The sequence below is a fragment of the Actinoplanes sp. NPDC026670 genome, from assembly GCF_040638175.1.
Taxonomy (GTDB): domain Bacteria; phylum Actinomycetota; class Actinomycetes; order Mycobacteriales; family Micromonosporaceae; genus Actinoplanes.
Genome location: NZ_JBEZXU010000039.1, coordinates 1 through 24,624, shown reverse-complemented (window position 1 = coordinate 24,624; position 24,624 = coordinate 1). Strand labels below are relative to the sequence as shown.

The 24,624-nt window shown below is 70.4% G+C and carries 23 protein-coding genes and 1 pseudogene; 13 read left to right on the top strand and 11 right to left on the bottom strand.

What is annotated here, in order from left to right; all coding sequences use genetic code 11:
- Positions 1 to 40: 40 nt before the first annotated feature.
- The 5 genes from AB0E94_RS32230 to AB0E94_RS32210 form a co-directional block, all read right to left on the bottom strand.
- Positions 41 to 799, bottom strand: coding sequence for an ABC transporter permease (locus AB0E94_RS32230; RefSeq protein WP_360334034.1), 759 nt, complete (start codon positions 797 to 799; stop codon positions 41 to 43).
- A complete protein-coding gene (locus tag AB0E94_RS32225; RefSeq protein WP_360334031.1) occupies positions 799 to 1,722 on the bottom strand; it encodes an ABC transporter ATP-binding protein in 924 nt (307 codons plus the stop codon). The genes AB0E94_RS32230 and AB0E94_RS32225 overlap by 1 nt, the downstream gene beginning before the upstream one ends.
- A gap of 34 nt (positions 1,723 to 1,756) precedes the next feature.
- Complete coding sequence (locus AB0E94_RS32220) at positions 1,757 to 2,287, bottom strand: hypothetical protein (protein ID WP_360334028.1); 531 nt, start codon at positions 2,285 to 2,287, stop codon at positions 1,757 to 1,759.
- Positions 2,284 to 4,149: a DNA primase gene (dnaG, locus tag AB0E94_RS32215; protein ID WP_360334025.1), complete on the bottom strand. Its 1,866-nt coding sequence runs from the start codon at positions 4,147 to 4,149 to the stop codon at positions 2,284 to 2,286. The genes AB0E94_RS32220 and dnaG overlap by 4 nt, the downstream gene beginning before the upstream one ends.
- Positions 4,150 to 4,212: 63 nt before the next feature.
- A complete protein-coding gene (locus AB0E94_RS32210; protein WP_360334022.1) occupies positions 4,213 to 5,442 on the bottom strand; it encodes a deoxyguanosinetriphosphate triphosphohydrolase in 1,230 nt (409 codons plus the stop codon).
- Positions 5,443 to 5,487: 45 nt separating this feature from the next.
- Between AB0E94_RS32210 and AB0E94_RS32205 the strand changes: the two genes are divergently transcribed.
- Complete coding sequence (locus AB0E94_RS32205; RefSeq protein ID WP_360334019.1) at positions 5,488 to 7,053, top strand: methyl-accepting chemotaxis protein; 1,566 nt, start codon at positions 5,488 to 5,490, stop codon at positions 7,051 to 7,053.
- On the opposite strand, the gene AB0E94_RS32200 is transcribed toward AB0E94_RS32205, so the two are convergent.
- Positions 7,043 to 7,399 carry a VOC family protein gene (locus AB0E94_RS32200; protein WP_360334016.1) on the bottom strand — a complete coding sequence of 119 codons (357 nt, stop codon included), beginning with the start codon at positions 7,397 to 7,399 and terminating at the stop codon, positions 7,043 to 7,045. The genes AB0E94_RS32205 and AB0E94_RS32200 overlap by 11 nt on opposite strands.
- A gap of 197 nt (positions 7,400 to 7,596) precedes the next feature.
- On the opposite strand from AB0E94_RS32200, the gene AB0E94_RS32195 reads away from it, so the two are divergent.
- The 10 genes from AB0E94_RS32195 (at position 7,597) to AB0E94_RS32150 (ending at position 17,952) form a co-directional block, all read left to right on the top strand.
- Positions 7,597 to 7,980, top strand: coding sequence for a hypothetical protein (locus tag AB0E94_RS32195; RefSeq protein WP_360334013.1), 384 nt, complete (start codon positions 7,597 to 7,599; stop codon positions 7,978 to 7,980).
- 29 nt (positions 7,981 to 8,009) lie between these two features.
- A complete protein-coding gene (locus tag AB0E94_RS32190) occupies positions 8,010 to 9,017 on the top strand; it encodes a DUF4388 domain-containing protein (RefSeq protein ID WP_360334010.1) in 1,008 nt (335 codons plus the stop codon).
- Positions 9,018 to 9,057: 40 nt separating this feature from the next.
- Positions 9,058 to 9,546 (top strand): roadblock/LC7 domain-containing protein, encoded by a 489-nt coding sequence (locus AB0E94_RS32185; protein WP_360334007.1) that lies wholly within the window; start codon positions 9,058 to 9,060, stop codon positions 9,544 to 9,546.
- Between the two features lie 33 nt (positions 9,547 to 9,579).
- Entirely contained in the window at positions 9,580 to 9,951 is a 372-nt protein-coding gene (locus AB0E94_RS32180; protein WP_109591698.1) for a hypothetical protein, read from the top strand.
- A 148-nt stretch (positions 9,952 to 10,099) separates the two neighbouring features.
- Positions 10,100 to 11,344, top strand: coding sequence for an ATP-binding protein (locus AB0E94_RS32175; RefSeq protein ID WP_360334004.1), 1,245 nt, complete (start codon positions 10,100 to 10,102; stop codon positions 11,342 to 11,344).
- Between the two features lie 118 nt (positions 11,345 to 11,462).
- Positions 11,463 to 13,082 carry a family 43 glycosylhydrolase gene (locus tag AB0E94_RS32170; RefSeq protein WP_360334001.1) on the top strand — a complete coding sequence of 540 codons (1,620 nt, stop codon included), beginning with the start codon at positions 11,463 to 11,465 and terminating at the stop codon, positions 13,080 to 13,082.
- 77 nt (positions 13,083 to 13,159) lie between these two features.
- Entirely contained in the window at positions 13,160 to 14,236 is a 1,077-nt protein-coding gene (locus tag AB0E94_RS32165) for a DUF2786 domain-containing protein (RefSeq protein ID WP_360333998.1), read from the top strand.
- A 64-nt stretch (positions 14,237 to 14,300) separates the two neighbouring features.
- Positions 14,301 to 15,404, top strand: coding sequence for an MFS transporter (locus AB0E94_RS32160; protein ID WP_360333995.1), 1,104 nt, complete (start codon positions 14,301 to 14,303; stop codon positions 15,402 to 15,404).
- A 66-nt stretch (positions 15,405 to 15,470) separates the two neighbouring features.
- Positions 15,471 to 16,454, top strand: coding sequence for an arabinan endo-1,5-alpha-L-arabinosidase (locus tag AB0E94_RS32155; protein WP_360333992.1), 984 nt, complete (start codon positions 15,471 to 15,473; stop codon positions 16,452 to 16,454).
- 1 nt (position 16,455) lies between these two features.
- Positions 16,456 to 17,952 carry a family 43 glycosylhydrolase gene (locus tag AB0E94_RS32150; protein ID WP_360333989.1) on the top strand — a complete coding sequence of 499 codons (1,497 nt, stop codon included), beginning with the start codon at positions 16,456 to 16,458 and terminating at the stop codon, positions 17,950 to 17,952.
- A gap of 56 nt (positions 17,953 to 18,008) precedes the next feature.
- On the opposite strand, the gene AB0E94_RS32145 is transcribed toward AB0E94_RS32150, so the two are convergent.
- From AB0E94_RS32145 to AB0E94_RS32135, 3 genes are all read right to left on the bottom strand, one after another.
- Positions 18,009 to 18,818 (bottom strand): hypothetical protein, encoded by an 810-nt coding sequence (locus AB0E94_RS32145; protein ID WP_360333986.1) that lies wholly within the window; start codon positions 18,816 to 18,818, stop codon positions 18,009 to 18,011.
- A gap of 1,056 nt (positions 18,819 to 19,874) precedes the next feature.
- Complete coding sequence (gene dusB / locus AB0E94_RS32140) at positions 19,875 to 20,993, bottom strand: tRNA dihydrouridine synthase DusB (RefSeq protein ID WP_360334205.1); 1,119 nt, start codon at positions 20,991 to 20,993, stop codon at positions 19,875 to 19,877.
- 65 nt (positions 20,994 to 21,058) lie between these two features.
- Positions 21,059 to 21,430, bottom strand: a complete 372-nt coding sequence (locus AB0E94_RS32135) for a hypothetical protein (RefSeq protein ID WP_360333983.1) — start codon at positions 21,428 to 21,430, stop codon at positions 21,059 to 21,061.
- A gap of 78 nt (positions 21,431 to 21,508) precedes the next feature.
- Between AB0E94_RS32135 and AB0E94_RS32130 the strand changes: the two genes are divergently transcribed.
- The gene (locus AB0E94_RS32130) at positions 21,509 to 21,997 is read left to right on the top strand and encodes an XdhC family protein (RefSeq protein WP_360333980.1); all 489 of its coding nucleotides are present in this window, start codon (positions 21,509 to 21,511) and stop codon (positions 21,995 to 21,997) included.
- A gap of 8 nt (positions 21,998 to 22,005) precedes the next feature.
- Here the strand turns inward: AB0E94_RS32130 and AB0E94_RS32125 are convergent, their stop codons facing one another.
- A complete protein-coding gene (locus AB0E94_RS32125; protein ID WP_360333978.1) occupies positions 22,006 to 22,512 on the bottom strand; it encodes a hypothetical protein in 507 nt (168 codons plus the stop codon).
- Entirely contained in the window at positions 22,512 to 24,101 is a 1,590-nt protein-coding gene (locus AB0E94_RS32120) for an ALF repeat-containing protein (RefSeq protein WP_360333975.1), read from the bottom strand. Before AB0E94_RS32120 ends, AB0E94_RS32125 begins: the two co-directional genes overlap by 1 nt.
- A gap of 7 nt (positions 24,102 to 24,108) precedes the next feature.
- Here AB0E94_RS32120 and AB0E94_RS32115 point away from each other — a divergent pair.
- Positions 24,109 to 24,624 (top strand): annotated as a pseudogene (locus AB0E94_RS32115) (hypothetical protein); the annotation flags it as partial.

The following is a 24,624-nucleotide window of genomic DNA, read 5'->3' as shown; positions in this document are numbered from 1 at the left end:
GCCAACCACCGGCCGCGTTTGAAGACATCGAGCCGGCACGTCAGACCACCAACCGCTGCCGATAGCGCCAGGAAGCCAGGAACCAGCCGGCCACGCCCCAGGCCAGCAGGTAGAGCACCCGCCAGACCGCGCCCGGCCCGGGGTCGAGCCCGAGGGTGGCGGCCCGGCTCAGGTCGACGCCGTGCCAGAGCGGCAGCGCCCACGCCACCCAGCGCAGCACCGTGGGCAGCGACTCGATCGGGAAGAACACGCCGGAGAACAGCGACATCGGCAGCACCGCGAAACGGAACAGGATGGCCAGATAGCTGTCGCTGGAGACCGAAGCCGTATATGCCGCCACCGGGGCCGCGAGCGCCGCGCCGAGCAGCAGCGAGATCGGCAGCACCGCCAGCGCCCAGCCCGACCGCAGCGCGCCGAAACAGAACGCCACCAGTAGGAACGCGGCCGTGCTGACCAGCACCCGGAAGAGCATGAAGGCCAGGTGACCGCCGAGGATGTCACCGATCCGCAGTGGGGCGGCGGCCTGCGCGAAATACGTCTTCACCCAGGTGAAACAGCTCATCACCGGCCACGTGGACTCGGCGACGGCCACCTGGGCGGCGGTGCTGGCGATCAGGCCGGGCACCATCCACTCCAGGTAGGAGACGCCGTCGACCCCGCCGATGACGAAACCCCCGACACCGAGGCCGAACCCCAGCATCGTGAGCAGCGGCAGGACCAGCGACGAGAACACGCTCGCCCGCCAGGTCCGCCGATAGTTGACCAGGTGGTACTCCAGGACGTAGACCGACGGGGTCATCAGTCCACCAGCGTCCGGCCGGTGAGGCGGAGGAACACGTCCTCCAGGCTGCTGCGCCGCACCAGCGAGCTGGACGGGCTCAGCGACCGCCGGTGCACCTCGGCGAGCGCGCCGTCACCGTCGGCCACGTAGAGCAGCACCCGGTCGGGCAGCACCTCAAGCCGCTCGCCGATGCCCTCCAGCTTGCCCGCATAGGTGCCCTGGTCGTCGGTCGGGAACCGCAGCTCCACCACCTCACGCGTGGAATGCGCCTCGATCAGCTCACGTGGTGAGCCCTCCGCCACGATCCGCCCGCCATCCATCACCACGAGCCGGTCGCAGAGCTGCTCCGCCTCATCCATGTAGTGGGTGGTCAGCACCAGCGTCACGCCCTGCTGCTTGAGCCGGAACAACCGCTCCCACACCAGATGGCGGGCCTGCGGGTCGAGGCCGGTGGTCGGCTCGTCGAGGAGCACCAGATCAGGCTCGTTGACCATGGCGCGGGCGATGGTGAGCCGCCGTTTCATGCCACCGGACAGCGGCTCCACCTTGCTGCCGGCCCGCTCCCCCAGCTGCACGAACTCGAGAAGCTCGGTGGCACGGGCCCGGGCCACCCGGCGCGGGATGCCGAAGAACCTGGCGTAGGTGACCAGATTTTCCAGCACGGTCAGCTCGGGATCGAGATTGTCGAGCTGCGGGCAGACGCCGAGCCGGGCCCGGATCGCCGGGCCGTCGCGCCGCGGATCCATGCCGAGGATGCGCAACACCCCGTCGGAGGGTGGGGACACACAACCGATCATGCGCATCGTGGAGCTCTTGCCCGCGCCATTGGGCCCGAGGAAGCCGAACGCCTCCCCGGCCCGCACATCGACATCGATCCCGTCGACCGCGGTGAAGTCACCGAACCGCTTGATCAGCCCGCGCGCATGGATGAGGGAGTTCACGCCCCCGACCCTACGGAAGGGGTACGACAGTTTTTCAGTCCACGGCCTCGGTCGCCGACCGCGCCGCCCCGACCAGCTCGTCGGTCGCCGCCAGCACCTCGTCGGCCTCCACCGGTGTGCCCGAGTCGTAGCGGACCGCCCAGCTGAGCCCGTCACGCCCGCTCACCCGCCGGCCCACCACCCGCACCGCACCCTCCGGCAGCGAGTGATGCGAGGTGTACGCCACCGAGCGGGTCACCCGGGCCCGCACCTGATCGGGCAGCTCCCCCGGCTCCAGCAGCAGGAACGACACCACCGGGCCGTCCACCAGCACGGTGTAGCCGTCCCGCTCGACAGCCACCTCGGACGGCGTGATCCGCAGCTCACGCCCGGACCAGGCGGCCTTGTGGATCTCGTGCCAGCCCAGCCGGTCGACCGCCGACGGCAGCCAGATCCCGTGGTTGGTGGCGACCACCACGTCCTCCGCCGACTCGGCGACCTGGCACCAGGCCACCACCCGTTCCTCCGCCGCGAGCGGGGGCCGGGACGCGGCCGGCAGCGAGGGACGTCGTCGGAAGAGCTTCACAGTTCACCTGCTGCCTGCTCGCGCAGGGCCCGTGCCTGCTGTTCGAGTGAGAAGAGCTCCCCGGCCAGGGCCAGGTACTGATCCTTGTTGGCCACCGGGTTCAGCCGCTGGACCTTGGATTTCAGGTCCCGGATCCGGGTGGCGAGCGCGCCGCCCTGCAACCGGGCCAGGGTGACCTGCACATACCGCGGATCGACCGGGCCGTCGACGTAGAGCGGCTCCACCGCCAGCTCTCCGACCAGCATCTGCCCGCCCATGTCGGCGCACGCGTCGCGGACCTTCTCGATCCACACCACGCCACCGGTCGCCGAGGACACCCCGCCCGCCTGGGCGACCGCCTCGCGCACCGACTGGAGCACCTGGTCGCCGTAGTTCTCCGAGCCGACCGCGTCGAACATCGGGCCGGCCAGCACCGGCTCCTGGAGCGCCAGTTTCAGCGCCTCCCGCTCGACCAGCCGCTGCGGGGAGTCGGCAGCCGCCTGGGACCGGGGGGCGCGCTGCTGCTCGGCGGCCTCACCCCGCAGAGCGTTGTTGACCGCCCGCTGGACCGGGTCGAGGTCCATCCCGAGGTCGCCGGCGAGCTTCCGCGCGTACTCCGGACGCTTCTCTCTGTCTTTGATCTTGGCAACCAGGGGCGCGGCGCGGCGCATCGCCTCGACACGCCCCTCCACGGTGTCCAGATCGAAGCGCGAGATGGTCTGCCGCAGGGCGAAGTCGACCAGCGGCTCACGGCCCGCGATCATGTCGCGGACCGCCAGATCACCGCGGGCCAGCCGCAGCTCACAGGGGTCCATGTTGTCCGGCGAGACGGCGATGAAGGTACGCCCCACGAAGCGCTGATCCTCCTCGAAGGCCCGCAGCGCGGCTTTCTGCCCGGCCGCGTCCCCGTCGAAGGTGTAGATGATCTCGCCGGTGAAGCTGTCGCTGTCCATCAGCAGCCGCCGCAGCACCTGGATGTGGTCGACGCCGAACGCCGTGCCACAGGTCGCCACCGCGGTCGGCTCGCCCGCCTCGTGACAGGCCATCACGTCGGTGTAGCCCTCGACGATGACCGCCCGCCCGCGCTTGGCGATCTCCCGTTTCGCGTGGTCGATGCCGTAGAGCACGTGCGACTTCTTGTAGATCGGCGTCTCCGGCGTGTTCAGGTATTTCGGGCCGTCGTCGTCGTCGAACAGTTTCCGCGCGCCGAACCCGATCACGTCGCCGCTCAGGTCACGGATCGGCCAGAGCAGCCGCCGCCGGAACCTGTCGATCAGCGAGCCGGAGCGGGCCGGTTTGGACAGTCCGGCCGCGGTCAGCTCCTCCGCGGTGAAACCCTTCAGCCGCAGGTGCTTGCTCAGCGCGTCCCAGCTGTCCGGGGCGAAGCCGCACCCGTACCGCTCCGCGGCGTCCCGCCCGAACCCGCGCTCGGCGAGGAACTCGCGGGCCTTGCGCGCGCCGGGCGACCCGAGCTGGTCGCGGTAGAAGTCGACGGCGGCCGCGTGCGCCGCGATGAGCCGCTGTTTCTGCCCGGCCTGCGGGCGCGGGGCGGGCGCGGCGCCGGTCTCGGTGTCGTAGCGCAGCTGGAGCCCGGCCTTGCCGGCCAGCCGCTCGAGCGACTCGATGAACGACAGATGCTCCGCGTCCATCAGGAACTTGATCGCGTCGCCACCCTGGCCACAGCCATGGCAAAAATAGACATTTCGGGCAGGTGAGACGTTGAAGGATGGTGTCTTCTCGTCATGGAAGGGGCACAGCCCCTTCAGGTTGCCGCCGCCCGCCGACCGTAGCGTGACCGTCTCGCTGATCACGTCCACGATCGAGGTCCGGTCGCGGACCAGTGCGATGTCCTCGTCCTTGACCCTGCCCGCCACGGCATACATCCTGCCTCGCCCGGACGGCCGGCCGCCAGCAGGGTCCCGCGTGTCCCGGCGAAGCCCGGCCGATCACCCGCCGGCGGGTTCCCGGTGGCTTCCGACGATCGCGGAATGCCAGGCCACGGCCGCGTGGTCGGTCAGCGACGCGACCTGGTCGATCACCACCCGCAGCGCCGCCGCGTCGTCGGCGGCGGCCTCGTGCAACGGACGGAAGAGCGGATCCAACCTCTGCGGGGTACGGGTGAGCGCCGCCACCAGCTCAGCCAGGATGGTCCGCTGTTGCGCGTACCACTGCTCGGCCGCCCGGGACCGCATCACGTACCGCAGCGCCATGCCCTTGAGCAGCGCGCACTGGTTCCGGACGGTGCGCGGGACGATCAGGTCGGCGGCGTAGCGGCGCAGCGGCTCGGTGCCGAAGCGGCTCTGGGTGGCGCCGACCGCGGACGCCACGAACCGGCCGGTGAGCACGCTGGTCATCCGTTTGAGGGCGATCAGGGAGTCGTAGCCGCCGTCGTATCCGGCGACCCCGGACACGGCCGGGTCGGCGAGCAGCAGGTCGAGGGCGGCGCCCAGGTCGTCGAGGCTCTCGTCGGAGTAGGTGGCGGCCACGTCGGTGCAGAGCGCGGCCCGCTCGGACGGGTCGTCGATCAGCTCGCGCAGGGCGAGGTAGCCGCCGTGCACCCCGTCCTCGACGTCGTGCACCGAGTAGGCGACGTCGTCGGCCCAGTCCATCACCTGGGCTTCCAGGCAACGGCGTTCGTCGTCGCGGCCGTCTCGGAGCCACTCGAAGACCGGGCGGTCGTCGGCGTACACCCCGAATTTGCGGTATCCGGGTTTGCGGAACCACGGGTATTTGGAGCAGGCGTCGAGGGTGGCCCGGGTCAGGTTGAGGCCGGCGCCGGGGACCTTGGCCTCCAGCCGGGTGATCACCCGCAGGGTCTGCGCGTTGCCCTCGAAGCCGCCGCAGGGTTCGGCGGCCAGGTCGAGGGCGGCCTCGCCGTTGTGGCCGAAGGGCGGGTGGCCCAGGTCGTGGGCGAGGCCGGCGACGTCGACGATGTCCGGGTCGCAGCCGAGGCGGGCGCCCATCTCGCGGGAGATCTGGGCGACCTCGAGGGAGTGGGTGAGCCGGGTGCGCAGGAAGTCGTCGGACCCGGCGGTGTGCACCTGGGTCTTGGCGGCCAGGCGGCGGAACCCGGCGGAGTGGAGTACCCGAGCCCGGTCGCGCTGGTAGGGGGTACGTCCGTACCCGCTGTCCTTGGCGGGCTCGGCTGCCCATCTCTGGGCGTCGGCGGCCGTCATGATCCCCACCCTAAGCCGAATGTCCGGGTTGCCGATGGGTCAACCGTGGGGATCTCCATCGTCGGCCGCCTCGTGGTGCTGGGTGGCGCGGGACTGTTCGCGGTCGCGCTGGTCACGGGTTTCGCCGTGCGCAACTCGGAGGATCAGAGCGCCGCGAACGAGGAGATCGCGACGGTCAGCGCGGCGATGAGCAACCAGTGGAACGCGGACATGATGCACGACGCGCTGCGGGCCGACGTGATGTCGGCGATGTTCGCGACCACGCCGCAGCAACGGGAGGAGTACGAGGTCGGCGCGGTGTCCGAGCACGCGCAGACGATGCTGGACAAGTTCGACGAGGCGTCGACGCTGGTGCCGGAGTCGTTGAAGGCGCAGTACGAGGAGACCCGCCCGGAGATCATCAAGTACGGCGACCTGGCGAAGTCGGCGGTGGCCACCGCTGCGACCGACCGGGCGGCCGCCCAGGAGTCGCTCGCGGCGTTCCTGGACCAGTTCGGGGCGCTGGAGGAGAGCCTCGGCAAGCTGGACGACGATGTGCTCGCGGCGGTCACCACGGCCAGCGAGCGCGGCACGCAGGCGGGGTCGGACAGCACGACGTTCATCCAATGGGCGGCGGGCATCGCTAACCTGCTGACCCTTGTCGTCTGTGTGCTGACGGTGCGGGCGTTGCGGAAGCCGCTGCGCGGCATGCGGGAGACGTTGCGGACGCTGGCACAGCGGGATCTGACGGTACGGGCGCCGATCGTCAACCGGGACGAGTTCGGCGAGATGGCGCAGGCCCTGAACGAGGCGATGTCGGCGCTGCAGACGACCGTGGCGGCGACCGCCGAGCGGGTGAACACGCTGAGCGAGGCTAGTGACGAGCTGCAGATGCTCTCCGGGGAGCTGGACGGCTCGGCCGAGGAGACGTCGAAGCAGGCACGCAGCGCGGACACGTCGGCGGTGCACGTGTCCGGGTCGGTGGGCGACATGATGGCGGCGACCGACGAGTTGTCCGCGTCGATCCGGGAGATCGCCCGGCAGACCGCGACCGCGTCGTCGACCACGCACGAGGCGACCACCAGCGCGAACCGGACGGCGGAGGCGGTGGGCCGGCTCAGTGACGCGAGCCGGGAGGTCGGCGACATCGTACGGATGATCACGAACATCGCCGAGCAGACGAACCTGCTGGCGCTGAACGCGAGCATCGAGGCGGCTCGGGCCGGGCAGGCCGGCAAGGGGTTCGCGGTGGTGGCGACCGAGGTCAAGGATCTGGCCGGGGAGACGGCGCGGGCGACCGGCGAGATCACCGCGAAGATCCACGCGATTCAGGAGATGACGGAGAGCACCGCGAAGGCGATCGAGGCGATCACTGCGGTCATCGGGCGGATCGACGACGGTCAGCGGATGATCGCGGCGGCGGTCGAGCAGCAGTCGGCGACCACCGACACGCTGGCCCGGAACGTGGGCGCGGTGCAGGCGGCGGCCTCGGACATCAGCGGCACGGTCTCGCACATCACGGAGTCGAGCGCGTTCACCGCGGAGGGCGCGAACACCACCCGGCACTCGGCCGGCCTGGTCAGCACCGCGGCCGACGACATCCGCGGCCTGATCAGCCAGTTCAAGTACTAGAAGAGCCGGCGAGCACGCAGAACTCGTTGCCCTCGGGGTCGGCGAGGACGACCCAGCCGACGTCGCCCTGGCCGATGTCGGCGTACCGGGCGCCCATCCCGACCAGGCGTTCCACCTCGGCCTCCTGATCGTCCGGGCGCAGGTCGAGGTGCAGGCGGTTCTTGCCCTTCTTGACCTCGGTGACCGGGGTGAACAGCAGGCCCGGCATCTCGGCCGGGGTGCGGCGGATCTCCACCTCGTCCGGCGCCTCGTGCACGATCACGTAGCCGAGCGCCTCGGCCCACCACCGGGCGAGCCGTGCCGGGTCCTCGGAGTCCACCACGACCTGTTCCCACCGACTGGGCACGCAACCTCCCTGATCGACATATGACGATCAGGTTACGTGACCTCGGGGTGGTGGCCGTGGTGAACGCGGAATCCGGCTCCGGGTGACGGGCTCATGACGCACAGAACGTGCGACTTGTGGTCGCACGGTCACCGGAGGATGGCCCACGGTGGCGGACGGGAAACGTCCGAACTCCGACCGTAGCGCTGAGGAGTGAAGTGCCCGGCGTCGACCACTGTCTACAGGAGGCCATGACGATCCCCGGCGCTGTCGGGGCCAGCATCGTCGACTACACGACGGGCTTCCCGGTCGCCACGACCGGTGCAGCGCCCAATGAGGACCACGAAGCCGCGGCGGCCGGAACTGCCGAGGTGGTCCAAGCCGCGAACAGCCGTTCACTGTTCGTCTCGGCGATACCGCACGACCTGCTCGAAGACCTGATCATCACCACCGCCGGGGGCTATCACCTCCTGCGGATGGTCCAGACCGAGTTCGACAGCCGCCTGGTGCTCTACGTGTGGCTGGACCGGGTTCGCGGCAACCTCGCCGTGGCCCGCCGCAAGATGCAGCGCCTGGCCGACGAACTGGTCGCCCAGCGATGACACGCCCACTGACCATGAAGGAGCGATCGGTGGCCCGCACGAGGACCGCAGCGCCCGGGGACCTGCTCACGCGGGTCGCCGGCGAGCGGCAGACCGGAGCGCTGCTGGTCGGCGGCCATCCGGGCGGTGCGGTCTACGTGTTCGAGGGCCGGGTCATCTACGCCGAGTCGTCGTCCGCGCCGGGGGTGGGCGAGTTGCTCACCTCGTCCGGGCGGCTGGCCGGACGGACCTGGCAGAGCGCGTTCGACCTGGGCGCGCCGACCGCCCGGGTCGGCCGGCTGCTCGTCGAGCAGGGCCATCTCACCCAGGGTGAGCTGGAGTTGTGTGTGCTCGGCGCCACCTACGACGCGGCGTATTTCGTGCTCGCCGACCGGGCGGCGCCGGCCGAGTTCCGGCCCGGCGCCACGCACTGGCTGGGGCCGGTCGTGCACATCGACGCGACCGCGGTGGACCGGGAGGTCGGCCGCCGGATCGGGCTGCTCGACGGGATCTTCCCGAACCCGCTGATCGACGTGGCGCCGGTGATCCCGGTGGCCAGGCCGCCACGGGAACGGGTCACGATCACGGCGCCGCAGTGGGAGCTGCTGGTCCAGGCGGACGGGCAGCGCACCCCGGCCGACCTGGCGCAACTACTCGGCCGGGCGGGCTACGCGATCATCCAGGAGCTGCGCCGGATGGCCGCCGCGGGACTCATCGAGCCACCGGAGATCCATGCGGCGGACACTCGTGAGTTCGTCCGGCTCCCGCAGCCACGGGGAGTCTCGGTTCCGCTGGCCCGGGCGGCGGCGGTGGCCGTACCCGTGATGCCCGGTCCGGAACCCGTGGCGCGGCGCCCGCCGGCGGACGGTGACCCACCGCCTGCGCCGGCGCTGCCCGGTGAGCACAGCTCCGGCGCGATCCGGCCGCCGCGGCTGGCCCGCCGAAAACCCGGCGCGAAGCTGCCCAAGGAGATGGCAGGCGAGAGCCCGCCGGTGCACCAGGGCGCCGACGAGGTCCTGCTCAAGCGCATCCGAACCGCACTGAGGGCACTGCGGTGACGCGCGCACCCCCGACCAGCCGAAGGAGCGAGGAAGCGGAATGACGGTGGATCCGGCGGTACTCGAGGAACTCGGGCGCCTGCGCAGCAGGTTGCCGGAACTGTCCGGCAGCGTCCTCGCCACCGCCGACGGGCTGGTCGTGGCGCACGACTCGCACGGCATCGAGCCGGACACCCTGGCCGCGCTGGCCGCGGCCCACCTGGCCCTGGCCCGCCGGTTCGCCCACGCGGTGAACCACGGTGACCTGCGGGAATCCGTGGTCGAGTGCGACGGCGGTTACATCACGTCGTACACCGCGGGCCCGAATGCGCTGCTCACCGTGGTGACGTCGGGTGACGCCAACCTCGCCATGGTCCACCTGGAAGCACGCCGGTGCGTACGCCGGCTGATCCGGATCCTCTCCCTGGAGACGGCGCCTCAGCTGCGCCCGGAGATCCCCACACAGGCGGGACCACCGACCCCGCTCGCCCGGCGGACCCCGATGGCAACCCTGCCGAACATGGCCCGTCGCCGCCAGGCGACCGGCTGACACACCACCCACCACAACGGAGGAACGATTCCCATGCCTGACATGGACACCGCACTCAAGGAAATCATGGAGATCGACGGCTGCATCGGCGTCGCGCTCGTGGACCACACCAGCGGCATGGCCCTGGGCACCCTCGGCGGCGGCAAGGAGCTCGACCTGACCGTCGCGGCGGCCGGCAACACCGACGTGGTCCGGGCCAAGCTGCGGGCGATGGAGATGCTCAACCTCTCCGAGAAGATCGAGGACATCCTGATCACGCTGGACACGCAGTACCACATGATCCGGCCGCTGACGAGCAGATCGGGGAAGGGCCTCTTCCTCTACGTGGCGCTGCGGCGGGACCGGGCGAATCTCGCCATGTCCCGGCACCAGCTGCGCCGCATCGAGAACGACCTCGACGTCTGACCGGCGAGGCGTGATCGCCACCCCTGGCGGGGAGGGCCCGCACCGCCCTCCCCGCCCCGGCGATCTCTTCGGCAGATCTAAAGCCTGCCTTTCGGCAGATCTAAAGCCAAGACTTCGGCAGATCTAAAGTCAGACGTACGATGTACGCGTGCGCAAAGCGGATGAGTACTTCCCTCGAAAAGCCGCCGAGCTGGTAAGAGACGCCCTCGCAGACACGCGGGTAGTCGTAGTCAACGGTCCACGGCAGGCCGGCAAAAGCACCCTCGCGGAGATGGTGCTGAAAACCGCGCCGAACGGCGTTGCCCGTTTTCTCGACAACCCGGGCACCCGGGCCGCGGCTGCCGCTGATCCCCTCGGCTTCCTCGATCACGACGGCCTGATGTTGATCGACGAGGTGCAGCGGGTGCCCGATCTGTGGCTGGCGATCAAGTATCTCGTCGATCGTGATCGCCGCCCAGGACGCTTCCTGCTGACCGGCTCCGCACGGCTGCTCGCACTGAAGAGCCTCCCGGACGCGCTCCCCGGCCGGTCGGAGACCATCGAGCTCTGGCCGCTGTCCCAGGGTGAGATCGATGATGCTCCGGACGGTTTCGTCGCCGCCGCCTTCCGGCAGGGTCCGGAGCTTCGCGCACAGCCGATGGGCCTGTCCCGCCGGGACTATCTGGCCCGGGCTCGGCGCGGCGGCTACCCCGAGGCGGTCCACCGGGAGAACGAACGGCGGCGGGAACGATTCATGGCCGACTATGTCAACGACATGATCGTTCGAGACGTCCAGCAGGTCGCCGAGATCGACCGGACAGGTGACATGCGGCGCCTGATCTCACTGCTCGCCGATCAGACCTGCGGCCTGCTCAACATGAGCCGCCTCGCGAGCGCTCTGGGCGTCACGCTCCCGACGGTCAAGTCGTGGATCGGCATCCTGGAGACGATCTACCTGATCAGGATCGTTCCTGCATGGTCGGCCAGCCTCACCACCCGTGCGGTGTCGACACCGAAGGTCATGTTCCTGGACCCCGGCCTGGCCGGGCATCTGGCCGCCGGCGCGGCGGCTGATGTCTCCGCCGGTCGGCTCATCGAGAATCTCGTGCTCGGCGAGCTGGCCCGTCAGCTCACCTGGACGGATTTCACGGTACGGCTGCACCACTACCGCGACCGGGACCAGTACGAGGTGGACGCGCTCCTGGAGGACAACTCCGGCAGCGTCGTCGGCGTCGAGGTGAAAGCCGCCGCCACGGTGACCGGGGCCGATTTCCGTGGTCTCCGGCTCCTGCAACGACGCCTCGGTGATCGTTTCCGCGCGGGTTTCGTCCTCTACTGCGGTGACGAGTCGCTCAGCTTCGGCGACGGCATGGTCGCGCTGCCGGTCTCCGCCCTGTGGACCACCGCACCGTAATCAAGGTTTCCGGGTTGTTTCCCTTGCTGTCGGATCGACGCGCGTGCATCCTGTCTTTGCAGCGCTGCAAAGGTGTGCCAGCACCGCGCGCCGCGTCACATCCGTCTGTGAGGGCCTTGTGAGAATTCTCGGCGCACTGCTCGCCGCCATACTCCTGACCGCGGTTCCCGCTGTGCCGGCTCAGGCCGTGCCGCCGAGCGCGACGAATCCCGACCCGGTGGCCCACGATCCGACGCTGATCAAGCAGGGCCGCTGGTACTACGAGATCATCACCGGGGACAGCGGCACCCGCACCTACCTGCCGATCCGGCGGTCCACCGATCTGATCCACTGGACGTACACCGGCACCGTCTTCGACACCCCGCCGGCTTGGGTGGTCGACGAGCTCGGGGTGACCCCGGCCGACTTCTGGGCGCCGGACATCAACTTCTTCGACGGCGAGTACCACCTGTACTACGCGGCCTCGTCGTTCGGCACCAACAACTCGGTGATCGGCCTGGCCACCACGAAGTCACTGGACGAGCCGCAGTGGGTGGACCGGGGCATGGTCCTGCGCACCACCAGCGGGGTCGAGGACGTCAACGCGATCGACCCGGACGTGAGCTTCGACCGGGCCGGGAACGCGTGGCTGTCGTACGGCTCGTTCTGGGACGGCCTGCGGATGCGCCGGCTGGACACGCGGACCGGGCTGCTGTCGGCGACCGACACCACCGAGCACCGGATCGCCTCGCGGGGCGGCATGGCGATCGAGGGGCCGTCGATCACGTGGCACGGCGGCTGGTACTACCTGTTCGTCAGCTTCGACTTCTGCTGCCGCGGCGTGAACAGCGACTACCGGGTGATGGCCGGCCGGTCCCGGAGCATCACCGGGCCGTACGCGGACGCCGCCGGCAAGCCGCTGACCGAGGGCGGCGGCACGCAGATCCTGGCCGGCTACAACGACTTCGCCGGTCCGGGCCACGGCGACGTCTACGGTGGCCTGTTCGCCCACCACTACTACGACAGGGCGGACGGCGGCGCGCCGAAGGGCTCGATCCGCCGGATCTCCTGGGCGCACGGCTGGCCCCGGCTGTCCGACCCGCTCAGCGGCAACCGCGGGCACGGGCACGGCCCCGCCTACGTCCAGCTGGTCCACCGGGACAGCGACGCCGTCCTGGCGAACGCCTCCTGCGGTTACGAGGGCGCCGACGTGACCCTCGCAGCGGGCGAGGAACAGAGCACCTGCCGGCAGTGGCAGCTCACCGACCGGGGCAACGGCCTGGTGAGCCTGACCAACCGGCAGAGCAACAAGGTCGCCGAGGTGGCCGCCTGCATCGACGCCGACGGCGCGCGGGTGGCGCAGTGGGGCTGGCTGGCCAACGACTGCCAGCGGTTCCGGCTGACGCCGAGCACCGGGGGCTGGTCGCGGATCGTCAACCCGCTGGCCGGCCGGGCGCTGCAACCCGCGGGCTGCGGCGGGGCCGGCGCGGCGGTGCAGACCTTCACGGTGGGCGCCTGCCAGGACTTCCGCATCCAGCCGGCCGGTGACGTGCTGCTCACCGACCTGGCGAACACGAAGCGGATCGGCGACCGCTGGCGGTTCACCCACGTCACCGACGGGTGGTACCGGATCACCGCGCCCGGCGCCCGCCGGTCGCTCGACGGCACCTCCTGGCGCATCGAGGCGCTGGCCACCGGCGGCTACCGGCTGGTCGGCGCGAACGGCCGGACCAGGGAGGTCCTGCTGCTGACTCCGTGACCGTCCGGCCGCTCGGCGGTCACGGCAGCCGGGGTCCTGGCCGGGAACCAGGACCCCGGCAACTACCATTCCTGTCCATGAGCGCCCGGGAGATAATTGACGGGGTGCGCTCCGGCGCTCTGAACTACGAGGACGCGCTGGACGCCCTGACCGGCGCACCCGCCGCCGAGACCGACGCTGCCCTGAGCGCGGCGCTGAGCGGCGAGTTCGAGCGGCTGTTCGGCAACGGCTGGCAGCCGGCCGAGCTGCACCGGGCGGTGGCCCGGCGGGGCAATCCGATCCAGGGGCGGCTGGTCGCCGACGCCGCCCGTGACTACCTGCGTGGCCGGGATCCGGTCGACGAACGCTGGCGTGACCAGGCGGACGGGTTGCGTACTCCGGAGGGTCGTAAACCGGACCGGATCGCCGTGCTGGACGCCTCGCTGGACCTGCTGGCCGAGTTGCGGCGGATGCCGCGCATCGAGATCCTGATCCCGCCGCCGGGCACCCCCCTGACGACCGTGCCGCACCACGGTGACCAGCGGATCCTCGACCGGGTGCGGGCTCTGCTGGCGAAAGCGGAGTCGACCGAGTTCCCGGCCGAGGCGGAGAGCTACAGCGCGAAGGCACAGGAGCTGATCACCAGGTACCGGATCGAGGAGGTCACCGTCGCGGCGGTCGACGTGGTGCCGTTCGCCAGGCGGATCGGCGTCGACCACCCCTACGAGAGCGAGAAGGCGGGCCTGCTCGACGCGGTGGCCCGGGCCAACACGTGCCGGACGGTCTGGTCGCAGGATCTGGGGTTCAGCACGGTCTTCGGGTTCGACACCGACATCGATGCGGTCGAGCTGCTCTACACGTCGCTGCTGGTGCAGGCGAACCGGGCGATGGTGCGTGACGAGAAGAACGTCCGCAAGGCCAGGTTGAAGGCGTTCCGCCGGTCGTTCCTGGTCTCCTACGGGATCCGGATCGGCGAGCGGATGCGGCAGACCGTCGAGCGGGAGCTGACCGGCCACGACGACCTGCTGCCGGTGCTGCGCAACCGCGAGGTCAAGGTGCACGAGGCGATGGACCGGGCGTTCCCGCGCACGGTCCGGGTGCGTGGCAGCCGGGTGGACAGCCTGGAGGGCTGGGAGTCCGGGCGGGCCGCCGCCGACGAGGCCGAATTGCGTTGACATCGGGCCGGGCCGGAGCAGGATGAGAGCCATGCATCCGGTTTGACGCTGACACCTTTATGCGGTGCACGCGCTGCAGGACAGCGTGCTCCTCTACCCGGTCTACGCGCTGCTCTTCGCCGACGCCGGGCTCACCACCGCCGAGATCTCGTCGCTGTTCGCGATCTGGTCGGTGGTCTCCTTCGTGTGCGAGATCCCGGCCGGCGCGCTGGCCGACACCTGGTCCCGCAAGCGTGTCTACGCGGTCGGTGAGATCGTCTCCGCGGCCGGCTGGGCGGTCTGGCTGATCTGGCCCACCTATCCGGGCTTCGCCACGGGCTTCGTGCTGTGGGGGCTCGGCGGCGCGTTCGCCTCCGGATCGCTCGAGGCGCTCGTCTACGACCAGGTCGGCGACGGCACGGCGTACACCCGGATCATGGGCCGCGCCCGCATGGCGAGCATGCTGGCGATGCTCGCCGCCACCATCCTGGCCACCCCGGCCCTCCTGGCCGGCGGTTACGTCCTGGTCGGCGTCATCAGCATCGCGACGGTCACCGCAGGCGGTCTGCTCGCCCTTCGTCTCCCTTCATCCGGTACGGACGACCGAACAGCCCGGAATGCCGAGGAGGCAGGCGGGTACTTCCCGGTGCTACGAGCAGGCCTGCGGGCCGCCACCGGCAGCCGCCGTGTGCTCCGGGCGCTGGCCGTCGCCGCCGCGGTCCCCGGGTTCTCCGCCCTCGACGAGTACCTGCCGTTACTCGCCCGCGACATGGGGGCGCCGACTTCGGCCGTACCGCTGCTGTTTGCTCTGACCGCCCTTGCGATGGCCGCCGGAAGCGGCCTCGCCGATCGTCTCTCCCCGGAGTCGCCGCGTCCGCTGGCCGGTGCCCTGGCCCTGGCCGCCGCGCTGCTGGCCGCGGGTTCGCTGGTGCCGCATCCGGCCGGAATCGTGCCGGTGTCGGTGGCGTTCGGGCTGCTCCAGTTCGCGATGGTGCACGCCGAGGCGCGCCTCCAGGACGCGATCACCGGCCCGGCCCGGACGACCGCCCTGTCGGTGGCCGGGTTCGGCGCCGAGGTCGCGGCGGTGCTGCTCTACGCGGCGTTCGGCCTGCCGGTGGCGCTGCCGCTGCTGTGCGCCTTGATGGCCGTCCCGCTGTCACTCACCGCGTTCCTGGCATTGCAGCGCTGAAACGCGCAACCTTTCCGGCCCGGCGGAACACATACCTGCGTTTCCCCCACCGAAAGGCGCATCCCCATGCGATCCCGTCTCCGCAAGTTCCTGCTGGCCGGGGCGACCGGCCTGCTGGCCGTGACGGCCAGCGCGTACGGCCTGATGCGGGCCGACGCCGCGACCTACCCGAATCCGGGGGTGGTCACCGGCTCGACGTTCGCGCACGACCCGACGATCGTGAAGAAACCGGCCGGCGGCTACCTCCTCGCCTACACCGCCCCGGGCATCGGGCTGAAGACGTCGGCCGACCGGACCAGGTTCACCGACGCGGGCAAGGCCTTCCCCAACGGCACGCCGTGGGCCGACACCTACACCAACGGTGACACCAACCTGTGGGCGCCGGACATCTCCTACCGCGGCGGCAAGTACCTGATGTACTACTCCGCCTCCACGTTCGGCTCCAGCAAGTCGGCGATCTTCCTGGCCTCCAGCACCACCGGCGCGGCCGGCACCTGGACCAACCAGGGCAAGGTCATGGAGAGCACCACGACCAGCGGATTCAACGCGATCGACCCGAACCTGACGGTCACCCCGAACGGCGAGTGGTGGCTCAGCTTCGGCTCGTTCTGGAGCGGGATCAAGATGATCAAGCTGAACCCGTCGACCGGCAAACGCGCCGACTCGACGGTCCACAACATCGCCGAGCGGTTCGTGAACAGCAAGTCGGTCGAAGCCCCGCACATCTACTACCGGAACGGCTACTACTACCTGTTCGTCGCGTTCGACCTCTGCTGCAAGGGCGCGTCCAGCACGTACCGGACCATGGTCGGCCGGTCGACCAGCATCACCGGGCCGTACAAGGACCGGGCCGGCACGCTGATGACCGCCGGTGGTGGCACCGAGATCCTCGCCTCGCACGACGCCGTCTACGGCCCCGGGCATCCGGCGGTCTTCCAGGACGGCACCCAGGACGTGCTGGTCTACCACTACTACACCGCCGCCGGGGACGCGCGGCTCGGCATCAACCTGCTGAGCTGGAGCTCGTCCGGCTGGCCGACGGTGTACTGACATGCGGCGCATCCGACCTCTGCGAGCCGCGCTCGTCACGCTCCTGATGACCGTGCCGGCCTATGTGGCAGTCGCGTTCAACCCACTGAGCAGCAACGCGGCCGTCGGGTTCACCAATCCGGTGGCCTCCGCCCCGTACGGCGCCGACCCGTGGGTGGGCTTCGACAACGGCTACTACTACCTGGCCGCCACGACCTGGAACAACCAGGTGGTGATCAAGAAGGCCAAGTCGGTGGCGGCACTGCCGGGCGCCACCGAGAACGTCGTGTACACCGGTTCCGCCGCGGCGAGCTGCTGCAACGTGTGGGCGCCGTCGCTGCACAAGCTGACCGGGCCGAACGGGACCCGCTGGTACCTGTACTACTCGGCCGGGACCGCGGCCTGCTGCGACGGGCAGCGCTCGTTCGTCCTCGAGTCGTCGGGCGCCGACCCGATCGGGCCGTACTCGTTCAAGGGCCAGCTCAAGGTGCAGGCGAACAACGGCTGGGCGATCGACGGCAGTGTCGCGACGATCGGCGGGAAGAACTACTTCCTCTACTCGTCGTGGGTCGGTGACCTGCAGAGCCTGTTCATCGCGCCGATGAGCAACCCGTGGACGGTGTCCGCCTACGGCACGCGGATCTCCTACCCGACCTACGACTGGGAGAAGGTCGGCGGCAACACCGAGGAGGGCCCGTACATCCTCCAGCACGGCGGGAAGACGTTCCTGACCTTCTCCGCCAGCTCCTGCAACACGCCCGACTACAAGCTGGGCATGCTCACCCTGACCGGCGGCGATCCGCTCGTCGCGTCGTCGTGGGCGAAGAAGAGCACGCCGATCTTCCAGCGGTCCGACCCGAACAGCGTCTACGGGCCCGGCCACCACTCGTTCTTCACCTCGCCCGACGGCACCGAGACGTGGATGGCCTACCACGCCAACGACACCACCGCCCAGGGCTGCGGCGCCACCCGCACGACACGGCTCAAGAAGGTCAACTTCAACAGCGACGGCACACCCAACTTGGGTACGCCGGACAAGCTCACCACCACACTCGTCGCCCCCTCCGGCGATCCGGGCGGTGGTGTGTCGTACCCGGTGGGCGGCACCCGTTACCGGCTCGTCAACCAGGCCACCGGCAAGGTGCTGGACGCTGCGGACTGCGCGGTCGCCAACGGCACGGCGATCCGGCAGTGGTCGTCACTCGGCAACGCCTGTCAACAGTGGACGTTCACGAAGACGGCCGGCAACTACTACCGGATCACCAACGCCAACAGCGGAACCGTCCTCGACTCGGTCGGCTGCGGAACCGCCAACGGCACGGCCCTGAACCTGTGGGCCCCGCTCGGCAACGCCTGCCAGGAGTGGAGCCTCACCCCCGTCAACGGCGGCTACCTGATCGCCAACCGCGGCAACGGCCTGGTCCTCGACGTCACGAACTGCGGCACCGCCGACGGCGTCGCGGTCCGCCAGTGGTCGGCCCTCGGCAACACCTGCCAGCAGTGGAAACTCACCGCCTGACGGTCAGGTTCGCGTGGTGACTTCTGGTGCGATCCGCACCAGAAGTCACCACGCCCTCATACGGCGAAGGCCCGGCCCAGGAAGTCGGTCACCGACCAGATCGCCTCGTGCGGGCTGTTCGGCGCCGGGAGCCGGCCGCGCATCTGGTGCGGCCAGCCCTCCGGTGGCCGGATCGAAGCCGCCTCAGCGGGCCGGCCGTCCCGCTCCAGCAGGGTGCACAACGCGAACCGCAGGTACAGGTGGCCCGCCGACGGATGGCCGCGCAACAGATCCTCGCCCTCGGCGGCCCGGCCTCGCACCTGTAGCAGCAGCGCCAGCGGCACGGCGGCGAGCATCTCGTCGGCGTACGCCCGCATCAGCTCCTCGGCGTCGTCGAGGCGGCCCGCCTCGGTCAGGGCGCGCATGGTCCGACGTGGATTGACCATGAAGTAGGTCCGGTCCGTGCCCCGGCGCAGCGCCTCCCGCTGCACGTTCATCGCGAGGTCGTGGTGGCCGCTCTCGGCCAGCAGACGGGCGCAGTGCTCCAGGGCCGTCGCCTCGGCGGGGAACCTGGTGATCAGCTCGTACTGGAAGCGGGCACCCGAGGCGGCGTCGAAATTCTGCGCGCTGAGCTCGACGAACCTCGCCAGCTGCGGCTGGGTGGCGGTCGTCGCCAGTTGCTCGCAGAGCTGCCTGATCTCGGCTGTGCGGCCCTGGTCACGGAGCAGCCGCGACAGCGTCACCCAACAATCGACGTCACCGTCGGCCAGCGCCTGCCGCAGGGCCGGCTCGTCGGACGCCGAATCCCACGCCACCGACTGATGCCTGTCACCCGGCTCGGAGTCGGCCGGCCAGAACGGGAACGGTTCCACGAAACGCTCGGGCATCCCTGCATCCTGCCCGTTCCGCCCCCACACCGCCGCCCGCCACCGCCACCCGCCACCTCCGCCGCCATCCACCGCTCGCCGCCCGCCACCGTCCGCCGCCGCCCACCGCCCGCCACCGTCTGCCGCCGCCCGCCACTTTGTCAGTAACTCGATCTTGTGGAGTTCCACGAGGCGTGTCCGAACTCCACAAGATCGCTGACGGGAGGGGTGGCCGGTGACGTGCCGACCGCCGCCTACCCAGCAACTCGATCTTGTGGAGTTCCACGAGACAGGCGCGTCCCTCGAGTTTCGCCATTTGGGGATCGCTTGGGTGACGGCGCACCGGGCATCGGTCGCAAACCTTGGTCGTTGGCCTTCCGCTGGATTCGGTCGGCGGCGCTCGGCCCGGCCCGGTCACCAGCGCGCGGCCAGACGCGGTCGCCGGGGTTCGGCCGGCGTGGTCGCCGGGGTTCGGCCGGCATGCGACGACCAGCGCACACAATGCGGCAACGTGCGATTTCACCCTCGCCGGGACGACGACGGGCGCACACGGACGGCACAACGTGTGCGTCTGTCCCCGTCGGAGCGAAGCAGACGCACACGATCGGCGAACGCGTGCGCTGACCATCGCTGCGCCCAGGTCAACGCGTGCGCTGACCATCGCTGCGCCCAGGTCAACGTGTGCGCTGACTATCGCTGCGGCCGGCGGACCCGCCCTCGGCTGTTCGCTCCCGGCATCGCCCTTGGGCGGCCGTCCACGGCAATAAGACCTCACGGTTATCCCGCGGAGTTCGTTGGGGATGGCGCTGACCAGAACGAACGCAAGACTCACGTCGGCGTCGGCCCTGACCTGCAATACCGCTGCCAAAAATGGCGAAACTCGAACGTGTCCGAACTCCACAAGATCGCCAACGGGAGGGCGGCCGGTGAGGTGCCGGCCGCCGCCTACCCAGCAACTCGATCTTGTGGAGTTCCACGAGACAGGTGTGTCCGAACTCCACAGATCGCGGAGGGGAGGGCGGGAGGCGGGCGGCAGGAGGCAGGAGGCAGGAGGCAGGCAACGGGAGGCGGGTGGGGTCAGCCGCCGGATTCGTCGGTTTCGGCGCCCTCGGGGACCGTCTCGTCGTCTCGGCTGTCGAGCCAGCCGTGCGGGAGTGACACCTTGCCCGGGGCGTTGACCCGGCCCCGGGGCTGGCCCAGCGCCTCAACCGGGAACGGCACGGCCGGGTCGAGCTTGGCTAGCAGGTCGTCCAGCTCGGACAGGGAGGAGATCATCGCCAGGCCGCGGCGCAGTTCGCCGCCGACCGGGAAGCCTTTCAGGTACCACGCGACGTGCTTGCGGAAGTCGGCGCAACCGTGCCGCTCGTCCTCCAGGGCCTCGACCAGCAACTGCGCGTGCCGAGCGATGATCTTGGCGACTTCGCCGAGGGCCGGCAGCACCGGCCGGTAGTCGGCGCCCTTGGTGAACGCGGCCTCCAGGTCGGCGAACAGCCAGGGGCGGCCCAGGCAGCCACGGCCCACCACGACACCGTCGCAGCCGGTGTGCTCGACCATCCGCAGCGCGTCCGAACCCTCCCAGATGTCGCCGTTGCCGAGCACCGGCACGTCAAGCGCCTGCTTCAGGGTGGCGATCGCGTCCCAGTCGGCCTGGCCCGAGTAGCGCTGCTCGGCGGTACGGGCGTGCAGGGCCACCGCGGTCACGCCTGCTTCCTGCGCGGCGAGGCCGGCTTCGACGTACGTCAGATGGTCGTCGTCGATGCCCTTGCGCATTTTGATCGTGACCGGGATGCCGAACGGTTTCGCCGCCGCCACCGCCTGGCTCACGATCCGCCCGAACAGCCGGCGCCGCCACGGCAGGGCCGAACCGCCGCCGCGGCGGGTGACCTTGGGCACCGGGCAGCCGAAGTTCAGATCGATGTGATCGGCCAGGTTGTCCTCACCGACCATCCGGACGGCGGCCGCGGTCACATCCGGGTCCACCCCGTAGAGCTGGAGGCTGCGGAAACCCTCGTCCTCGGCGAACGCGATCATCTTGAGCGTCTTGGGGATCCGCTCCACCAGCGCCCGCGTCGTGATCATCTCGCAGACGTAGACCCCGCCGCCCTGCTCCCGGCAGAGCCGCCGGAACGCCACGTTGGTGATCCCGGCCATCGGCGCGAGCACGACGGGCGGATTAACGGCATGGTCGCCGAGCATGAGCGGTGCAGTCACGCGCTCTAGCGTGACACGCCCGGCCCGGCGACCCCGAATCGCCCGCTCCGCTACCGCTCGCGGCCCTGCTCGATCACCGTGTCGAGCATCCCGATGATCTGCTCCACGCCGCCCTTGAGGCTGAACACGTCAAGTTTGAGCCCCGCAAGCTGCACACCGGTCTCCCTGTGCATCGCGGTGTGCCGGTTCAGCAAGGCGGTGTGCTCGGACTGGGTCTCCGCGACGGCCTGGATGAGTTCGTGCTGGACTCGGAGTTTCTCGCCGAAGTCGGACAGAACGCTGTCCTGACTGGCGCGGAGCCGCTTCAGGTCCGCCATGTCACGCTCCAGTCGGGTGACACGTTCGTCAAGGGTTGGCAACAGTGCCTCCAGGGGTGAAGGGTAGTCCCTCGACGAGCCGCCGCCGAGGAACTCGATGCACACGACTATAGACCAGGACCTAGTAGGTCAGAGACATCTGGTCGGGTGAATTTCCGATCGCCGTCTGGCAGAGTCGTAGGGGTGACTGATCAGGGGAGCCCGCGGCGGCTGATCGCCGTGTTCGAGTCGCCGGTGTCGGAGATGCTGTTCCGGTTCGGGGTGGAGCTGGGCTTCCGGACCGTGCTGGTCGAGCCCGATCCGACCCGCCTGTCCGGCACACCACGGCCGCACGGTGACACCTACGTCGGCGACCTGGTCGCGGCGGCCGCGGACGAGCACACCGACATCCTGCTGACCGACCATCATCGGCCGGCGATCGAGATCGGCGCGCTGCTCAAGGAGGCGCTGGCCGGCCGCTCCCGGTGGATCGGCATCCTCGGCAACCCACGTGCCGAGGGCCCGCACGTGGCGGCGTTGCGCGAACTGGGCGTTCCGGACGATCAGATCAGCCGGGTGCGACGTCCGGTCGGATTGAACATCGGTAGCCGTACCCCAGCGGAGATCGCCGTGGCGGTGCTCGCGGGACTGATCGCCGACCGCAACCACCGCCCCGGCGGTTTTGAATTCTGACCGTCAGGTCAGCAGTCCTTCTCCCCCTGCTCCCGGAACTCCTGCTCGGTCATCCGCTGATGGCTGATCGGCGCCTTGCCGACCAGCACCTCGTCCGGCCCGAGCCCGGCCAGATCAGCGTCGGTGAAGGCGATCGGCACCGTGTCGTCGCCGTCGGGTGTGCCGGCGAACAGGCTGTACCGCTGCGCCGGGGCCAGCGCGGTGAGCCGGTCGTCGGTGACCGCCCACCCGGCGGGCGGCTCCCCGAAGAGCGGCATGCTGTCCGGGACCGCGGATCCGGTCCGTTCCAGTTCCCGCTCGGGGCCGTCGACCGCGACCGCCGGGTTGTCGCCCAGCGGGTACAGGTAGATCCGGCCGATCCGGAAGTCGTCGCAGCTCACGATCAGCATCACCGGCTCGCCGCCGGCCGTCCGGAGCGCCAGCAGCGGCCGGTCCGCCGGGGTGCAGGCGGCGAGCCCGGCCAGGGCGGCGAGCGCGACCGAGGCGCCCACCGCCCGACTCGTCGATGTGCGCATCAGCACCACAGTGCCATGTAGCACTTCTTCTTGGTGAGTTCGCGCCACAGCTGGTCGAGCAGACGGTCCTGGACGACCAGGATGTCGACCGGCTCCCGGACGTTGAACGGCGGCGGGCTGCCGATCGCCGGGACCTCCCAGTAGTTGCCCTGGTAGGGGTTGGCCCAGATCTCCAGCCAGTTGTAGTCGCCGTAGTCCGGCTCGTCCCGGTCCCTGGTCTTCCAGTACGAGTATCCGCAGGCCGCCCAGTACTGGATCAGATACGACTTGGTGTCCGGGAACAGCGCCCACTGATCGGAGTGGTTGCTCTCGTGTTCCAGCAGATTGAGCCCGTAGATGTCGGACCGGATGCCGTCCTGCCGCAAGTCTGCGCGCTGCTTGGCCTCGGCCTTCAACTCCTCGTCGAAGGTCTTCCGGTCGTGCGGGTAGAGCAGGTAGTCGCCGATGGTCATGGTCTTGCCGCCGAACGTCTTCACCCCGAAGCAGATGAACTGCTTGGTGCCGGTGATGCACTCGGCGCCGGAGGCCTGGATGTTCGCCTGTGCCAGGAGATTGTTCTGGAGGTTCGTCCACCGGAACGGCAGCGAGCCGTCGGCCGGCGGCTGGGTCAGGTCCCCGGGCTCCTCCGCCTCCTCACGCCGGCGCAGGTCGATCGCGTGGTTCAGTGCGGCGTCCGCTTCGGCCTGAGCCTCGGCCACACTCTTGCCGGCGGCCTTCGCCGAGGCGTAGGCCGACTGCATCGAGGTGTAGGCGTTGGCGGCGGCAGCCTTGGCGGCCTGGGCGGACCGCTCGGCCCGCGCTGCGGACTGGGCCGCCGACGCCGCCGCGGCACTCGCCGACGCCGCCGCGTTGCGGGCGGTCTGCGCGGACTGGACGGCCTTGGCGGCGGAGGCGGCCGCGTCCTTCGCCGACTGGGTGGCCTGTGCGGCGTACGTGATGGCCTGGCTCGCCGCGGTGTTCGCCTCCTGCGCGTACCGGGCCGCCTCCTCCTGGGCCTTGCGGGCCTCGGCGGCGGCTTTCTGGGCGTTGGCGGCGTCGGTCCGGGCGTCGGCGGCGATCTTCGCGGCCTGCTGGACCAGGCCGGTGACCCGGACCACGTGGGTGGCGGTCTCGACGTCACGCCGGGCTGCCGAGTACTGGCCCCGCTTGAGGAACTCGATGACGCCGACCCGCGGGCCGGACACCGCGATCTGACCCGCGGCCTGCACCTCGGGGCCGCCCGCGGAGATGATCTGGGCGAGTTGGACCCGGTTGTCGGTGTCCTCGGCCTCGTACCGGCCGGAGGTGAGGAACGCCTGCCGGGCGGCGTCGGTCCCGTTGAGCGCGGCGGTGGCCGCGGCCTTCGTGGCCGACCCGCCGGTGGAGATCAGCCTGGCGATCGCGATCCGGTCGTCGTTGCTCTTGCCCGGGTAGGCACGGGTCCGCAGCCACTCCTCGATCTCGGCGTGCGACTTGTCGAGCACCGCCTGACCGGCCACCCGCTGGGCGTCCTTGGTGGTGGTCGCGGTGATGTCGAGCACCCGGTCCCGGTCGTCCTCCAGGGCGGCGGTGCCGAGTCCGGTGGTGACGAAGGCGCGTACCTCGTCCACGCCGCCGGTGAGCGCGGTGGTGGCGGCCTGCCGGGTCCAGGTGCCGCCGCGTTTTGATCAGCCGGGCCGCCGCTTTGCGGCCGCTGCCGAGCACGGTGGCGTCGCTGGCCCCGGCCGCGCCGGCCTCGGCCAGCCACTGCACCGTCTCGTTGTCGACCCGGGTCTGTTCGGTGGCGTCGGCGAGGGCCGTGGTCAGGGCCTGGTTCTCGCTCTGCCGGGCCGCTTTGGCCTCCTCGATCCGCTCCTGTTTGAAGAGCGCCAGCCGTTCGGTGTCGGCGTCCCGGGCGGCCTGTTCGACGGCGGCCGCCTGGTTCGCGGCCGCGGTGGCGTTGTTCGCCGCGACGGTGGCCCCGTTCGCGGCGGCGGTGGCGCGGGCGGCGGCGGTGGCCGCGTCCCCGGCATGGTCGGCGGCCTCCTCGGCGGCCGCGGCGGCCGCGTTGGCGTGGGCCGCGGCGTCCCGGGCGGCGTTGTAGGACTCCCGCGCCGCCACGGCCGCGGCGGCGGCGTGGCGCTGGGCGGCGGC

Excerpts from the sequence above, each read along its gene's own strand:
- AB0E94_RS32230 (WP_360334034.1), bottom strand. The coding sequence starts at position 799 with ATGACCCCGTCGGTCTACGTCCTGGAGTACCACCTGGTCAACTATCGG.
- dnaG (WP_360334025.1), bottom strand. The coding sequence starts at position 4,149 with ATGTATGCCGTGGCGGGCAGGGTCAAGGACGAGGACATCGCACTGGTC.
- AB0E94_RS32210 (WP_360334022.1), bottom strand. The coding sequence starts at position 5,442 with ATGACGGCCGCCGACGCCCAGAGATGGGCAGCCGAGCCCGCCAAGGAC.
- AB0E94_RS32185 (WP_360334007.1), top strand. The coding sequence starts at position 9,058 with ATGACGGTGGATCCGGCGGTACTCGAGGAACTCGGGCGCCTGCGCAGC.
- AB0E94_RS32180 (WP_109591698.1), top strand. The coding sequence starts at position 9,580 with ATGCCTGACATGGACACCGCACTCAAGGAAATCATGGAGATCGACGGC.
- AB0E94_RS32165 (WP_360333998.1), top strand. The coding sequence starts at position 13,160 with ATGAGCGCCCGGGAGATAATTGACGGGGTGCGCTCCGGCGCTCTGAAC.
- AB0E94_RS32155 (WP_360333992.1), top strand. The coding sequence starts at position 15,471 with ATGCGATCCCGTCTCCGCAAGTTCCTGCTGGCCGGGGCGACCGGCCTG.
- AB0E94_RS32150 (WP_360333989.1), top strand. The coding sequence starts at position 16,456 with ATGCGGCGCATCCGACCTCTGCGAGCCGCGCTCGTCACGCTCCTGATG.
- AB0E94_RS32145 (WP_360333986.1), bottom strand. The coding sequence starts at position 18,818 with ATGCCCGAGCGTTTCGTGGAACCGTTCCCGTTCTGGCCGGCCGACTCC.
- dusB (WP_360334205.1), bottom strand. The coding sequence starts at position 20,993 with ATGCTCGGCGACCATGCCGTTAATCCGCCCGTCGTGCTCGCGCCGATG.
- AB0E94_RS32125 (WP_360333978.1), bottom strand. The coding sequence starts at position 22,512 with ATGCGCACATCGACGAGTCGGGCGGTGGGCGCCTCGGTCGCGCTCGCC.